The organism is Rhizobiales bacterium NRL2 (genome assembly GCA_001664005.1).
Taxonomy (GTDB): domain Bacteria; phylum Pseudomonadota; class Alphaproteobacteria; order Minwuiales; family Minwuiaceae; genus Minwuia.
This window is the reverse complement of the sequence record CP016093.1, coordinates 3,970,339-3,984,139: the sequence shown is the minus strand read 5'-3', so window position 1 is coordinate 3,984,139 and position 13,801 is coordinate 3,970,339. Positions and strand designations below refer to the sequence as shown.

Here is a 13,801-nt window from a genome sequence, read left to right as displayed (position 1 = left end):
TGGCCTCCGCTCACCAGTCGGGGTCGAAGACGACGATGGGCCGGTCATTCTCGCGGGCGATCCGGGCCTTCACCTTCATGCCGATCTCCACTTCTCCGGCGGGTATGCCTTCGACCCGGCTCATCATGCGGGGGCCTTCGGCCAGATCGATCAGGGCGACGTTGTAGGATTCCTTCGGCGGTTTCTGCTGCACGGCCGTCGTCGAATAGACGGTGCCGTGACCCGACGCCTCCACCCATTCGAGATCGGTGGCGCCGGTGCCGGGCTCGGCCACGCGCGGATAGAACATGCAGCGTCCGCTGCCGCGGCTGCGCAGCAGCATGAAACGGCCTGCTTCCAGATGCGCGATGTACTCCTGTTCGGGCTTCACGCCCGATCGGTCGGCGGTCATCGTTTCCTCCCCTTCGGATGACGCAGCGAGAGTGGCCCGCATGCGAGCCGGGCGCAACTCGGCTTCTTCCTTCAGTCCTCGGTGTCGCGCCGCCTGGCGTCCTGCTGGCCGCCGGGCGACTCCGAGCGTCTGGACCTGCCGCCGACCTCCTTCGGTCCGAGGCAGACCGCGATCTCGTTGCGGTCCAGCGTCTCCCGCTTCTCCAGCGCGTCGACGAGCTGCTCGATCTGCCGGCGATGACCTTTCAGAACCGCGGAGGCGCGCTCCTCCGCTTCCACCAGATAGCGCCGCACCGCCGCATCGGCCGCCGCCGCCGTCGCCTCCGAGAAATGGCGCGGCTGGGCGATCTCGCGGCCGAGGAAGGGATGGTCCTCGCTGTCGCGGACGTCGACGGGGCCGACCTCCTCCGACATGCCCCAGCGTCCCACCATCCATCGTGCGAGCTGGGTCGCCATGCGGATGTCCTCGTCGGCGCCGGAACTCAGGCTGTCGAGGAACACCTTCTCGGCGGCCCGGCCGCCAAGCATGACGGCGAGACGGTCCTTCAGATAGTCCTCGGCCAGCGTATGGCGCTCGATCTCCGGGAGCTGGTGCGTGCCGCCCAGCGCCCTGCCGCGGGGGATGATGGTCACCTTGTGCAGCGGATCGGTGTTCGGCAGGTAGTAGGCGAGGGCGGTGTGGCCGGATTCGTGGACCGCGAGACGGTGCCTTTCCTCTTCATGGATCGCCATGGTGCGGACTGTACCCATGATGATGCGGTCGCGCATTTCCTCGAAGTGCGCCATGGTCACGTGCTCCCGGCTCTCGCGGGCGGCGGCCATGGCGGCCTCGTTGACCAGATTCCTCAGATCCGCGCCCGAGAAGCCCGGCGTCGCCCTGGAGACGCGGTCCAGATCGACGTCCCTGTCCAGCGGCACCTTGCGGCAATGGACTTCCAGGATTGCCTTCCGGGCCTCGGAATCGGGGAGTTCCAGCGTGACATGGCGGTCGAAGCGGCCAGGACGCAGCAGGGCCGGGTCGAGCACGTCGGGCCGGTTGGTCGCGGCCAGGACCACCACTGCCTCATGGCCCTCGAAGCCGTCCATTTCGGCCAGGATCTGGTTCAGGGTCTGCTCGCGCTCGTCGTGGCCGCCGCCGAGGCCCGCCCCGCGGACACGGCCGACACTGTCCAGTTCGTCGATGAAGATGATGGAGGGCGCGGCCTTCTTCGCCTCCTCGAACAACTTGCGCACGCGGGAGGCGCCGACGCCGACGAAGACCTCGATGAACTCGGATGCGGAAATGCTGAAGAATGGCACGCCTGCCTCCCCGGCAAGGGCGCGCGCCAGCATGGTCTTGCCGGTGCCGGGCGGACCCTCGAGCAGGATGCCGTGCGGCATCTCCGCGCCCAGCCGCTCGTAGCGCTCGGGACTGCGCAGGAATTCCAACAGCTCGGCGACCTCGCCCTTGGCGTTGTCCTGACCGGCGATATCGGCGAATCGGGTCTTCGGGGTCTCGGTCTGTTCGACCTTTCTGGCGCGGCCTTTCAGGAAGTCGCCCAGTCCATCCCGGCCGATGCCGCCCATCCCGCCAAGCCCGCCGGACATCCGCCGCCAGAGCAGATACCAGACGCCGAAGATCAGCAGCCACGGCACCAGACCGGCTATCCAGCCCAAGGCGCCGCCGCCGCTTTCCCGGGCGCGGATCTCCACCTGATGTTCCTCCAGCATGGCGAGAAGTTCCGGGTCGTCGACCGGTGGCAGGTGTGAATTCACGCGCACGGAGGACTCGCCCAGAGGGCCGGATGCAGTCGGCGCCAGCTCGGCTTCTATGGTCCGGTCGCTGAATGTGACCGAGGCGATCTCGCCCTTCTCCACCATCGTCTTGAACTCGGAATAGGCGACCTGCCGGCTCTCGATGCCCTGAAACGCCAGGAACATGGCGTAGAACATGAAGCCGATCATCACCCAGACGAACATCGGGATCGCTGTCCGCTTCGGCCTTTTCGGCTGTTCGCTCATTCCATCACGTCCACGTGCCTTCTCAAGCTGCGGCGGCACGATCCGGGATCGGCCGGCGACCGGCATTGATCTGCATCAACCCCGCCGGCCCGGCGGCATCATATGACGCAGATATCGGCTGACCTCCGCGCCTCCAGCACCCTGGCCGGATCGATCCCGCCGGACGCGCCGCCGTGACGGTCCAGCACGATGGCCGCAGCGTCGAACGCCGCCAGGCGCGCCAGAAGCCCTTCTTCCTCCACGGTTTCGATCTCCACAGGGACGTCGGCGGCCTCGGCCTGGCGCCTGATCGCGTCCGCATTCGCGGCGTTGCCCGGGCGAAGCCAGACTTTCAGCGCACTCTTCCGCAGGGAGGCGAGAAGGATCGCCCGGGCCAGCGCCGCGTCGCCCCCGCCATGGAGCAGCAGCACCGGCCGCCGGCCGCGCCGCTGACGCGCGCTGATCATCAGAGGATGGCCGAAGGCGCCGGCCAGGCGGGCGATCGCGTCCAGTTCCGCCTCCCGTTCGCCGCGGCCCGCCGGCAGTACCAGGCTGAGCCAGTCGTCCGCGCCGAGGACCTGTTCGAGCACGATGTCGAGCCGTCCGCGCCGCCGCTCCTGGCGGAGCACGACGCCATGCCGCCGCGCCAGTTCGGCGACCGCCATCTCCGTGCGCGCGCTCCAGAGGCCCAGCATCCGATCCATGCCGCCGGCGTCGACGGCCTCGGTCTTCAGATCGTGGCCCCGGACGAGCTGGGTCACGGACAGGCTGGCTGCGACCGCCCAGTCGGCGCGTTCGACCGTGACCAGCACCAGGGCGCGGCCCTCCCGCGCGGCGAGCAGGACGGATTGCTCGACGGCTTCCGGGTCGGCGTCGGCGCAGTCCAGCGCGAGGTAGAGACTGCCGCCCTTCGGCGCGTCACTGGCCATCGCGCTCGCCTCCGGGACCTTCCGCGGACCGCGCCAGTTCCCGGCGGATGTCGTTGAACTCCTCCAGCCGGTCCTGGACGGCCCGGTTGACCGTGCCTTCCGGGTAGACGCCCTTGTCGTCGGCCTGTCCGGCCGCGGTCCCGGTCAGGAGCTCGATTCCCTGGTCGACATGTTCGACCGCATGGATGTGAAAACGGCCCTCGCGGACAGCGTCGACGACCCGCGGGTGCAGCATCAGGTGCTTGACGTTGCTGGCCGGGATCAGGACGCCCTGGTCGCCGGTCAGTCCGCGCGCGTTGCAGACGTCGAAGAAGCCCTCGATCTTCTCGTTCACGCCGCCGATGGCCTGGACGTTGCCATACTGGTCGACCGAGCCGGTGACCGCCCACGACTGGCGGATCGGAATGCCGGAGATCGCCGACAGCAGGGCGTAGAGCTCGGTGGACGAGGCGCTGTCGCCGTCGACGCCGCCATAGGACTGTTCGAAGACGAGGCTGGCGTTGAGCGACAGCGGCTGGCGACCGCCGAAACGGCCGCTCAGGAATCCCGTCAGGATGAGCACGCCCTTCGAGTGGGTCGGCCCGCCCAGCTTGACCTCACGCTCGATGTCGACCACGTCGCCGCGGCCCAGACGGACGCGGGCGGTGATGCGGCTGGGCTTGCCGAAGGAGAACTCGCCCATCTGGTAGACGGCCAGACCGTTGATGGCGCCCGTTGCGGCGCCTTCGGTCTCGATGCGGATCGTGCCGCGCTCGATCTGTTCCAGCATGCGTTCGCGGATGCGTTCTCCGCGCCGCCGCCGCGCGTCCAGCGCGCGCGTTACCGCTTCTGCGGTGACGGCGTCGTCCCTGCGCTGGCCGGCCCAGTAGTCGGCTTCCCTGAGCAGGTCGGCCAGCGCCTCGTGGTGCAGGGTCAGGCGCTCCGAATCCCCGGCGTGGCGCACGGCCTCCTCCAGCACCGCCGCCATGCCGCCGCGGTCCAGCGGCTTCAGTCCCTCGCGCCGGGCGATGGCCGCCAGCATGCGGACATAAGGTCCGATGGCCTCCTCCTCGCGTTCGATCCGGTCGTCGAACTCGGCCGCGACCTTGAACAGGCGGGGGAATTCGGGGTCCAGCGCCGACAGCATGGCGTAGAGGCGGGGGTCGCCGATCAGCACCACCTTCACATCCAGGGGGACCGGCTCGGGCTCGAGCGACGAGGTGGCGAGCATGCCCATTTCGTCGGCCAGGGGGCGGATGCGGAGCTGGCGCGCCGTCAGCGCCCGCTTCAGCCCGTCCCAGGCCATCGGGCGCGTCAGCACCTGACGGACGTCGAGAATCAGATAGCCGCCATTGGCGCGGTGCAGCGCCCCGGGGCGGACCAGAAGGTAGTCGGTGTGCAGCGTGCCGAAACGGGCCTGGTGCTCGATGCGGCCCAGCAACTGGTCGAAGCCCGGCGAATCCTCGAACAGTACAGGCGGGGCCGCACAGTCCCCGTTGTCGACCAGCAGGTTGACGCGATAGCGCCGGGTGACGGGATGGCCGTCCTGTCCGGCGGGCAGCATCGCCTCGCCGCCGCCCTGGGGCTGCTGCAGGATGGCGTCCACATTGGCCGCGATGTCCCGTTCCACGGCGTCGAGGAAAGCGGACAGCTTCTCCACGTCGCCATAGGCGGCGCGCAGTTCGCCGATCATCGGCGCCGCGGCGAAGCCCGCGGTCTCCCGGTTCAGTTCCCGGATCCGTTCCTGGGTTTCCTTCATCCAGACCGGCACCTGTCTGAGGTCGCGCTGCAGCCGTTCCTGGAACTGTCTGATGGATTCCTGAAAGCCTTCCTTTTCGTCTTCGGTCAGCCGTTCGAAGACCTCGGGCTTGATGACCTCGCCATTGCGCATGGGCGCGAAGACGAAACCCATCGGCGTGTGCATCAGCGCCAGCCCGGCGGCGCGCGCATCGCGGTCCAGGCCCTTCAGCACCTCTTCCTGACGCTCCTTCAGCTCGTCCTCGATGGTCTGGCGGCGGTTGCGGTACTGCTCGCCCTCGAAGGCCGAGCGCAGGATGTTGCCCAGGTCGCGCACGAAGGCGTCGACATCGGTTTTCAGCCGCCGGCCATGACCCGCGGTCAGCTGTACGGCGATGGGCGCCCGTTCGTCGTCGAAGTTGTTGACGTAGCAGAGGTCCGGCGGCACCGGCCGCCCGGCGGCATGACGCTCCAGCATGGCGGTGACGATGCCGTGCTTGCCGAAGCCCTCGGGCCCGTGGACGAACAGGTTGTAGTTCGGCCGGTCCATGTCGATGGCGAAGCCGATGGCCTCGATCGCGCGCGGCTGTCCGATGGGCTCGCCCGGGTCAGCAAGGTCGGCGGACGTATCGAAGTCGAACGTTCCCGGATCGCAGCGCCAGCGCAGCCGGTCGGCCGGAAGTTCTGTGCCGGATGGCGCGGCCGTGGCGCTGCTGTCGGTCATTGCGGCTTCCTCTCGTTCATCGGCGCGTCGGATGCAGACTAGCCTAACGGATCATGGCTGGGGATTGATCCATCGCAATTGCACCGCCGATGTGCTTCGTGCTGAAGACAGCCGCAAGGATTGACCTGAATCAATGCCGGTCCCCGGCGACGCGGTTAACGTTTCGTCAACCTGTCGGCAAGGCGATTGCTGCGGCGCCCTCGGGATGGATGGAATTAGTCCGGCATTGGGGCATCAGAGATGAGCACGCATACGAACCGCGCAAGAACCGTCGGTAGCGACAACGCCGCAACGGCATTTCCTTTCTCCCGTTTGGCCGAGGCCAACGGTTCCAGCGCCCTGGCCTTCGTCGGAATGACCCACGCGCTGATCGACGACTGGCGGGAAATGCAGCACGAGACACAGAGATTCATGCAACACAGGTTCGAGGAGAACGTCGACCGGAGCCGGAAGCTCGCCGGATGCAGGGGCGCGGCCGAGGCCTGGTCGGTGAATGCCGGCTTCGTCCAGAAAATGGCGGCCGACTATGCCGAAGCGACCGGCCGGATGGCCGAACTTGCCTGCGAGATGGGCACAGCCTGTTCGCGCTTTGGCGCCGACATTGTTCATGTTGTCGAGGAAGCCGGGGAGACCGGCGCCGGCAACGGCTGAACTGGATCCGGTGAGGGGTTGCGGTATGACACCGGCCGACGACGACATGCTGACCGAACGGCTGCAGAAGAGCTTCGTTGCGGGAATGAACTGGCCTGTGGACGCAGCCTCGCTCGCCGCGCTCGCCGATATCGGCCTGGGTGATGGCGAGATCGGCGCCTATTTCGGCGTCACCGCGGCGGAGGTGACCGAGTTGCGGCGCCGCTACGCGGCGGCGGCTCGCAGATCGGCGAAATGATCCAGATCAACGACCGCGGCTCGCGGGGCGCCTAGTGATGGTCCCGCAGCATCGGGGCGCGCTTTCGTCCGTCACCGCCTTCACAGGAGCGCATCAAATGAAGAAGACAGTCACCTGGATCCTGGTTGCCGATCATCAGCATGCGCGAGTGTTTGCCAACGACGGGCCGGGCCGGGGCGTCGACGTGGTTGACGACATCACCCTCGATACGCATCTCGAGCGCAGCCGGGATCTGGACCGGCACGAACCGATCACGGGCTTCTCGGCGAAGGACGGCGTCCGTCATGGCATCGAGCCGCGCAGCGACGCCCACCGCAAGGCGGGCCGGCGATTCCTCGAGGACGCAGTGGCGGCGCTCGAAGCCGTGGAGAAGAAGGGCGGGTTCGACCGTCTGATTCTGGTTGCGCCACCGCGCGCCCTCGGCGAACTGCGCCAGATGCTGCCCGAGACGCTGAAACAGCGTGTCATCGGCGAACTCGATCAGGATCTGACGAAGACCACGGCGCGGGAACTCGCCACTCATCTGGAAGGCGTCCTTGCGGTCTGAGCGGTCTCGCCCCAGCGGTCCCGCGACCGACGCAACAGTGGAGACAGTCCGATGAGAGCCTCGACATCCGATGAGACCCCGCCGCCTCTGGGCCTGTCGCCCGAGAAGGTCTGCTACCTGATCATCAAGGTGCGCGAGTTCGATGTGAAGGACGTCGAGACGGAACCCGATCCGGGCTCCAACCCGGCCGATGACAGGATGTACGGCGTGCTGGAGGACCACAAGGACGACCCGGTGGTCCAGGAGATCGTCGAGATCGTCAACGACCTCAACGAGGACGAGCAGAACGCCCTGGTGGCGCTCTACTGGCTGGGCCGCGGTGACGGCGGGCTGGCCGACTGGTCGGACCTGCGGCATGAAGCGAAGCGCGCCCACAACGACCGCACCGCGGACTACCTGCTGGGCGAACCGCTGCTCTCGGATTACCTGGAGGAGGGACTCGCACGGTTCGGCCACTCCTGCGAGGAATATGAACTGGGCCGTCTCTGAGCCGTGCCGGCCGCGGCGAGGGGGAAGAACCGATGTCGGAGACTGAAGCGGCTTCCGGTCCGGAAGGCGACCGGCGGGTCGCCCTTTCCGCCCGCGGCCTGACCAAGGTGTACCGTATGGGTGCGGTCGAGGTGCATGCTCTGCGGGGGATCGACCTGGATCTCTACGAAGGTGAACTGGTGGTGCTGCTGGGGCCGTCGGGCAGCGGCAAGTCGACCCTGCTCAACATCCTGGGCGGGCTCGATGCGCCGACCGCGGGGACGGTCCGTTTCCAGGATCACGAACTGACCGGCGCCGACGACCGCGCGCTGAACCGCTATCGCCGCGACCATGTCGGCTTCGTTTTCCAGTTCTACAACCTGATTCCCAGTCTGACGGCGCGGGAGAACGTCGCCCTGGTGACGGAGATCGCGCCCGCTCCGATGCGTCCGGCCGAGGCGCTCGAGCTGGTTGGTCTGGGGGCGCGGCTCGACCATTTTCCGTCCCAGCTCTCGGGCGGCGAACAGCAGCGTGTCGCCATTGCACGGGCCATCGCCAAGCGTCCCGATCTGCTTCTCTGCGATGAGCCCACGGGCGCGCTCGACAGCGCGACCGGGATCCTGGTGCTGGAGGCTCTTCTCAGGGTCAACGAGGAACTGGGGACGACCACGGCGCTGATCACTCACAACGCTGTGATCGCCGACGTGGCCGACCGGATGCTGCGCTTCGCCGACGGCCAGATTGCGGAGATCGCCGCGAACGCCCGCCGCCGCTCGCCGAAGGAACTGGCCTGGTGAGGGCGTTTTCCAGCCTGGACCGGAAACTGATCCGGGAAATCTGGCGAATGAAGGCCCAGGTGCTGGCCGTCGCCATGGTCATCGCCTCCGGCACCGCGCTGCTGATCATGGCGCTGACGACGATCGAGGCGCTGGAGGAGACCCGCGACGCCTACTACGAGCGGACGCGTTTCGCCGACGTGTTCGCAGGGGCCCGCCGCGCACCGGAACGGCTGGCTGCCGAGATCGCCGCGATCCCCGGTGTCCGCATGGCCCAGACCCGGATCGTCGAGGTCGCGATGCTGGACATCTCGGGCTTCCGCGAGCCCGTGATCGGCCAGATCCTCTCGCTGCCCGAGCACGGGCCACAACTCCTCAATGTCCTCGTGCTCCGCTCCGGCCGTCTGGCCGAGCCGAATCGTCCCGACGAGGTCGTCGTCAGCGAACCGTTTGCCGAAGCCCATGGCCTTGATCCCGGTGACAGCTTCGGGGCGATCCTGGAGGGGCGCAAGCGGACCCTGCAGGTCGTGGGCACCGCGCTCAGTCCGGAGTTCGTCTACGCCATCGCGCCGGGCGGGCTGATGCCCGACGACGAGCGTTTCGGCGTGCTGTGGATGGGCCGCGCGGCCATGGCGGCCGCCTATGACATGGATGGCGCCTTCAACAGCGTGACGCTGGGACTGCTGCGCGGCGCGGATCCCAACGAGATCATTCCGCAACTGGACGCGTTGCTCGACACCTATGGCGGCGCCGGCGCGGTGGCCCGCGCCGAACAGCTTTCGAACTGGTTCCTTCAGAACGAGATCGATCAGCAGAAGAACATGTCGACCCTGCTGCCGGCGATCTTTCTGGCTGTGGCGGTGTTCCTGACCAACATGGTGATGGTCCGCCTCATCCAGACCGAACGCCACGAGATCGGCCTGCTCAAGGCCTTTGGCTACACGGATCTCGCCATCGGCTGGCACTACGCCAAGCTGGTGCTGCTGATCGGCGGAATCGGCGTCGGACTGGGGACGCTGATGGGGGCATGGCTCGGTCATTTCCAGACCGGACTCTATGCCGACTTCTTTCACTTCCCTTTCCTGCTCTACCGCCCCGGCCCATCCAGCTTTCTCCTGGCCGGCGGGATCAGCCTCGCCGCGGCGCTCGCCGGAAGTCTGGCAGCGGTCCGGCAGGCCGTCGGCCTGCCGCCGGCCGAGGCAATGCTGCCGCCGTCGCCACCGGTCTACCGGCGGAACTGGCTGTCGCGCAGCATTCTGAGGGACGGGCTGGACGAGCCGACGCGGATGATTCTGCGGCGCATCCTGCGCTGGCCGCTGCGCGCCTTCCTGGCCAGCGCAGGCGTCGCCATGTCGGTAGCCGTCCTGGTCCTCGCCCTGCAATGGCTGGACGCCGTCGACCACCTGGTCGAGAGCGTCTTCGAGCAGGGCCAGCACCAGGACGCGACGATCGGCTTCGTCGACATCCGGCCGGCCTCGGCGGAACGCAGCTTCGCCGGCCTGCCCGGCGTGCTGACCACCGAGCCCTTCCGCAACGTGGCGGCGCGCCTCCACAACGGCCATCTCAGTCTCCGCGAGGGCATAGGCGGCGTGCCGTCGGCGGCGATGCTGAGCCCGGTGCACGATTTCGACCTGGGGCCCGTGCCGGTCCCGGAGGACGGGTTGCTGATGTCCCGCATCGTGGCAGAGCATCTGGAGGTGGGCGTCGGCGACGTGGTCCGCGTCGAGGTGCTGGAGGGCCGCCGGCCGGTCCTCGAATTGCCGGTCGTGCGCATCTTCGACACCTATATCGGACGGCCCGTGCACATGGAACTGAGCGCGCTCAATCGCGTCATGGGCGATGGACGCGTGATCGACGGGCTGCACGTCACGCTCGACAGCGGCCGCCGCGACGAATTCCTGGCCGAGGTCAAGGAGCTGCCGGGAGTGGCGGGTGTCCTGTTCCGCAGGGCGGCGATCGATCAGGTCTACGAGACCATCGGTGAGACCATGTACATCTTCGTGGGCTTCTTCGTCGCGTTCGCCGCCGTGCTTGCGGTCGGCGTTACCTACAACTCGGCCCGGATCGCCCTTTCGGAGCGGGCGCGCGAACTGGCGACGCTGCGTGTGCTGGGCTTCGGGCGGTGGGAGATCTCCTACATCCTGCTGGGCGAGATCGGCCTGCTGACCTGGCTTGCGCTGCCGTTCGGCTGCGCCGTCGGCTTCGGGCTCGCCTGGTACATTGCCGGGGCCTTCGAGACGGAGCTGTTCCGGGTGCCGCTGATCATTGCCGACGCGACATATGGCAAGGCGGTGCTCATTGCCCTGGCCGCCACGGCCGCCGCTGCGGCTATCGTCCGGCGGCGCCTGGATCATCTCGATCTGATCGCCGTTCTGAAAACACGGGAGTAGCCATATGGGCGCCAGGACAAGACGCATCGCAATCTGGGCCGTTCTGCTTCTGCTGCTGGCCGCCGGCATCGCCTGGGCTCTCCGGCCACAGCCGGTGCCCGTCGACCTGGCCACGGTCGAGCGTGGCACGTTGCGCGTGACCATCGACGAGGAGGGCGAGACCCGCGTGCGCGACGTCTATACGGTCTACGCCCCGCTCCGCGGGCATCTCCTGCGCGTCGAGGCGGAGGCCGGCGATCCGGTGAAGGCGGACGCCACGGAACTTGCGCGGATCGAGCCGGCCTCGCCGGCCTTCCTCGACGTCCGCACCGGGGCGGAGCAGGAGGCCGCCGTGGAGGCCGCCCGCGCCGCCCGCGAACTTGCCGCCGCAGAGGTGGCGCGGGCCGAAGCCGATCTCGCCTTCGCCGAAGGGGAGTTGGAGCGGGCGCAGCGGCTCATCCGCCAGCAGACCATTTCGGAACGGGCTCTGGACGAGGCGGAACGCACCTACCGCGTGGCAGAGGCGGCGCTGCAGACCGCGCGCGCCGCGCTCAATGTTCGGGAACACGAGTTGAAGCAGGCCCGGTCGCGTCTGCTCACCCGGCCGGAGATCGAGGAACGCGGCCAGCGTTGCGAATGCCTGCCGGTCACCGCGCCGGTCAGCGGCGTCGTGCTGCGGGTTATCCGCCGCAGCGAGGGCGTTGTCGAGGCGGGCGCCGAACTGATCGAAATCGGCGATCCCGCGGATCTCGAAGTGGCGGTCGACCTGCTGTCGGAAGACGCCGTCCGCATCGAGCCCGGCCAGCCCGCTATCCTGAGCGGTTGGGGCGGCCCGGACCTCGCGGCGGTCGTGCGCCGGATCGACCCCCTGGCCGAGACGCGAATCTCGGCCCTGGGCATCGAGGAACAGCGGGTGGAGGTGGTGCTCGACATCACCAATCCGCCCGAGGACTGGCGGCGGTTGGGACACGGCTTCCGCGTCGACGTCGGCGTGGTTCTGTTCCAGGACGAAGTCCTCAAGGCGCCGCTCGGCGCGCTGTTCCGCGAAGGCGGCGACTGGGCTGTTTTCGTGGAAGGTGACGGGCGAGCGGAACTGCGCTTTGTCGAGACTGGCGCGCGCAACAGCCTGTTCGCCGAAATCCGCGGCGGTCTCGACGCTGGCGAGAGCGTCGTGCTCTATCCCAGCGACCGCGTGCGGGACGGCGTCCGCATCGAGCCGCGTTGAGGCGGCGGCCCGTCAGGGGCGGAGCAGGATCTTGCCCACGTGGCTGTTGGTTTCCATGAAGTCGTGGGCCTCGCCCGCGCGCTCCAGCGGGAAGACCCGATCGACCACCGGACGGACCGCGCCGCTCTCCAGCAGCGGCCGGACCTTCTCGTCCAGCGCCTGACGGATCTCCGCCTTCTGCTCGATCGTCCGCGCCCAGAGGGTGGAGCCGGTGATGGTGAGCCGCCGGGTCAGCAGGGTGCCGACGGCGAAATCGGCGCGGTCGCTCTCCAGCAGGCCGATCATGACGACCTTGCCCTCCAACGCCAGCGCCTCGAGGTTCCGCTGCATGTAGGAGCCGGCGACCATGTCGAGGATCAGGTCGACGCCCTCGCCGCCGGTAAGCCGTTTCGCTTCCTCGACGAAATCGGATTCGCGGTGGTTGATGACGTGATGCGCGCCGAGCTCGCGGCAGATCTCGCCCTTGGCGTCGGAGCCGGTCGAGGCGATGACCTCGGCGCCGAAGGCCCGGCCGAGCTGCAGTGCAATCACCCCGATGCCGCTGCTGGCGCCGTGGACGAGGAAGCGCGTGCCTTGTTTCAGCCCGCCGCGGTCGAAGACGTTGGTCCAGACGGTGAAAAGCGCTTCCGGCAGGGCGGCGGCTGCGGCGAGGTCGACATTCTCGGGCACGGCCATGGTCAGCCGCTCGTCCGCCAGGGCGTGACTGGCATAGGCGCCGTCCTTCATCAGGCAGCAGACCCTGTCACCCGGCTTCCAGAGCGTCACCTGGTCGCCCGCCGCCACGACACGGCCGGAGACTTCCAGGCCGAGCACATCGTAATCGGTGCCCGGCGGCGCAGGGTAGGTCCGCGCCCGCTGCAGGATATCGCCGCGGTTGATGCCGGTGGCCGCGACCTCGACCAGCACCTCGCGCGGCCCCGGCACAGGCACCGGCCGGTCCTCCGCGACAAGGGTCTCGGGACCGCCGCCCATTCGCGCCGAGACGACTCGCATCGTCGCTGGCAGATCCGTCATCGAGGCTGTTCCCACAGTCTCCCCCCTCGGTTCGAACCGGAATGAACCGGAAGGATAGGGCGGCGGGCGCCGCAATCAACGCGGTCGGGTGTCAGGCGGCCTGCTTCTCGATCTTGTCCAGATCCTTCGCCAGCTCAGCGCGGACCAGCGCGGCGACCAGTGTCGGGAAACGGTCCCGTTCCACCAGCTTTGCAAGCCGGTCGCTGCGGCCCGGCAGGCCCAGTTCCTTCGCCGCGCTGCGCGCCTTGCGGTCGGCGAAGGGGTACAGTTCGCCCCAGGCGATCTGCGCCTCGCGGAAGAATATGTCGACACCGACGTCGCCCAGTCCCTTGAACGCCTTCAGGCGTTTGCGCATCTCCGCCGGGTCCCTGTCGGCGCGGCGGCGCAGGCTGCGCAGGTCGCCGTCATACTCGTCCATCAGGTGCTCGACCATGTCGCCCAGCATGCTCGCCGTGCTCTCGTCGAAACGGGCGTAGCCGGAGCGGTTGAGCACGTCGACACGCTCGCGCCAGGTGCTGTCGGCCAGTTTCGGCACGGTGGTCCAGCCGGCGTCGGCCAGCCCCCGCGCCGCGCTCACGGCCTTGTCGGCGGAGATGCGGGCGCTCATCAGGATCGAAGCGCAGAGCCAGCGGAACAGCGGCGAGGGCGTGTTTTTCGAAAGGTCGATACCGAGCTCGCCGGAATAGGTCCGGCCGTGGCCCTCCATCAGGGCGTCGACCAGCGAGTCGCGTTTCGCGCTCATTGTTCGATCTCCATTCTTCGGACGACGATATG

General features: G+C 68.2%; 13 protein-coding genes. 7 read left to right on the top strand and 6 right to left on the bottom strand.

What is annotated here, in order from left to right; all coding sequences use genetic code 11:
* Window positions 1-10: 10 nt before the first annotated feature.
* The 4 genes from TEF_18620 to TEF_18605 form a co-directional block, all read right to left on the bottom strand.
* Complete coding sequence (locus TEF_18620) at window positions 11-391, bottom strand: hypothetical protein (protein ANK82584.1); 381 nt, start codon at window positions 389-391, stop codon at window positions 11-13.
* A gap of 71 nt (window positions 392-462) precedes the next feature.
* Entirely contained in the window at window positions 463-2,391 is a 1,929-nt protein-coding gene (locus tag TEF_18615) for a cell division protein FtsH (protein ID ANK82583.1), read from the bottom strand.
* A gap of 98 nt (window positions 2,392-2,489) precedes the next feature.
* A complete protein-coding gene (locus TEF_18610; protein ANK82582.1) occupies window positions 2,490-3,299 on the bottom strand; it encodes a hypothetical protein in 810 nt (269 codons plus the stop codon).
* Complete coding sequence (locus TEF_18605) at window positions 3,289-5,739, bottom strand: ATP-dependent protease (protein ANK82581.1); 2,451 nt, start codon at window positions 5,737-5,739, stop codon at window positions 3,289-3,291. The genes TEF_18610 and TEF_18605 overlap by 11 nt, the downstream gene beginning before the upstream one ends.
* A gap of 312 nt (window positions 5,740-6,051) precedes the next feature.
* Between TEF_18605 and TEF_18600 the strand changes: the two genes are divergently transcribed.
* From TEF_18600 to TEF_18570, 7 genes are all read left to right on the top strand, one after another.
* Entirely contained in the window at window positions 6,052-6,390 is a 339-nt protein-coding gene (locus TEF_18600; GenBank protein ID ANK82580.1) for a hypothetical protein, read from the top strand.
* A 25-nt stretch (window positions 6,391-6,415) separates the two neighbouring features.
* On the top strand, window positions 6,416-6,628 hold the full coding sequence (locus TEF_18595; protein ANK82579.1) for a hypothetical protein: 213 nt from the start codon (window positions 6,416-6,418) through the stop codon (window positions 6,626-6,628).
* Window positions 6,629-6,725: 97 nt separating this feature from the next.
* The gene (locus tag TEF_18590) at window positions 6,726-7,175 is read left to right on the top strand and encodes a hypothetical protein (GenBank protein ID ANK82578.1); all 450 of its coding nucleotides are present in this window, start codon (window positions 6,726-6,728) and stop codon (window positions 7,173-7,175) included.
* Window positions 7,176-7,226: 51 nt separating this feature from the next.
* Window positions 7,227-7,664 (top strand): hypothetical protein, encoded by a 438-nt coding sequence (locus TEF_18585; GenBank protein ANK82577.1) that lies wholly within the window; start codon window positions 7,227-7,229, stop codon window positions 7,662-7,664.
* A gap of 32 nt (window positions 7,665-7,696) precedes the next feature.
* Window positions 7,697-8,440 (top strand): ABC transporter, encoded by a 744-nt coding sequence (locus tag TEF_18580; protein ID ANK82576.1) that lies wholly within the window; start codon window positions 7,697-7,699, stop codon window positions 8,438-8,440.
* A 47-nt stretch (window positions 8,441-8,487) separates the two neighbouring features.
* Complete coding sequence (locus TEF_18575) at window positions 8,488-10,809, top strand: permease (GenBank protein ANK82575.1); 2,322 nt, start codon at window positions 8,488-8,490, stop codon at window positions 10,807-10,809.
* 4 nt (window positions 10,810-10,813) lie between these two features.
* Window positions 10,814-12,013, top strand: coding sequence for an efflux transporter periplasmic adaptor subunit (locus TEF_18570; protein ANK82574.1), 1,200 nt, complete (start codon window positions 10,814-10,816; stop codon window positions 12,011-12,013).
* Window positions 12,014-12,025: 12 nt separating this feature from the next.
* Here the strand turns inward: TEF_18570 and TEF_18565 are convergent, their stop codons facing one another.
* Together TEF_18565 and TEF_18560 are read right to left on the bottom strand one after the other, a co-directional pair.
* Complete coding sequence (locus tag TEF_18565) at window positions 12,026-13,027, bottom strand: NAD(P)H-quinone oxidoreductase (protein ANK82573.1); 1,002 nt, start codon at window positions 13,025-13,027, stop codon at window positions 12,026-12,028.
* Window positions 13,028-13,118: 91 nt separating this feature from the next.
* Window positions 13,119-13,769 (bottom strand): hypothetical protein, encoded by a 651-nt coding sequence (locus tag TEF_18560; protein ANK82572.1) that lies wholly within the window; start codon window positions 13,767-13,769, stop codon window positions 13,119-13,121.
* Window positions 13,770-13,801 lie beyond the last annotated feature (32 nt).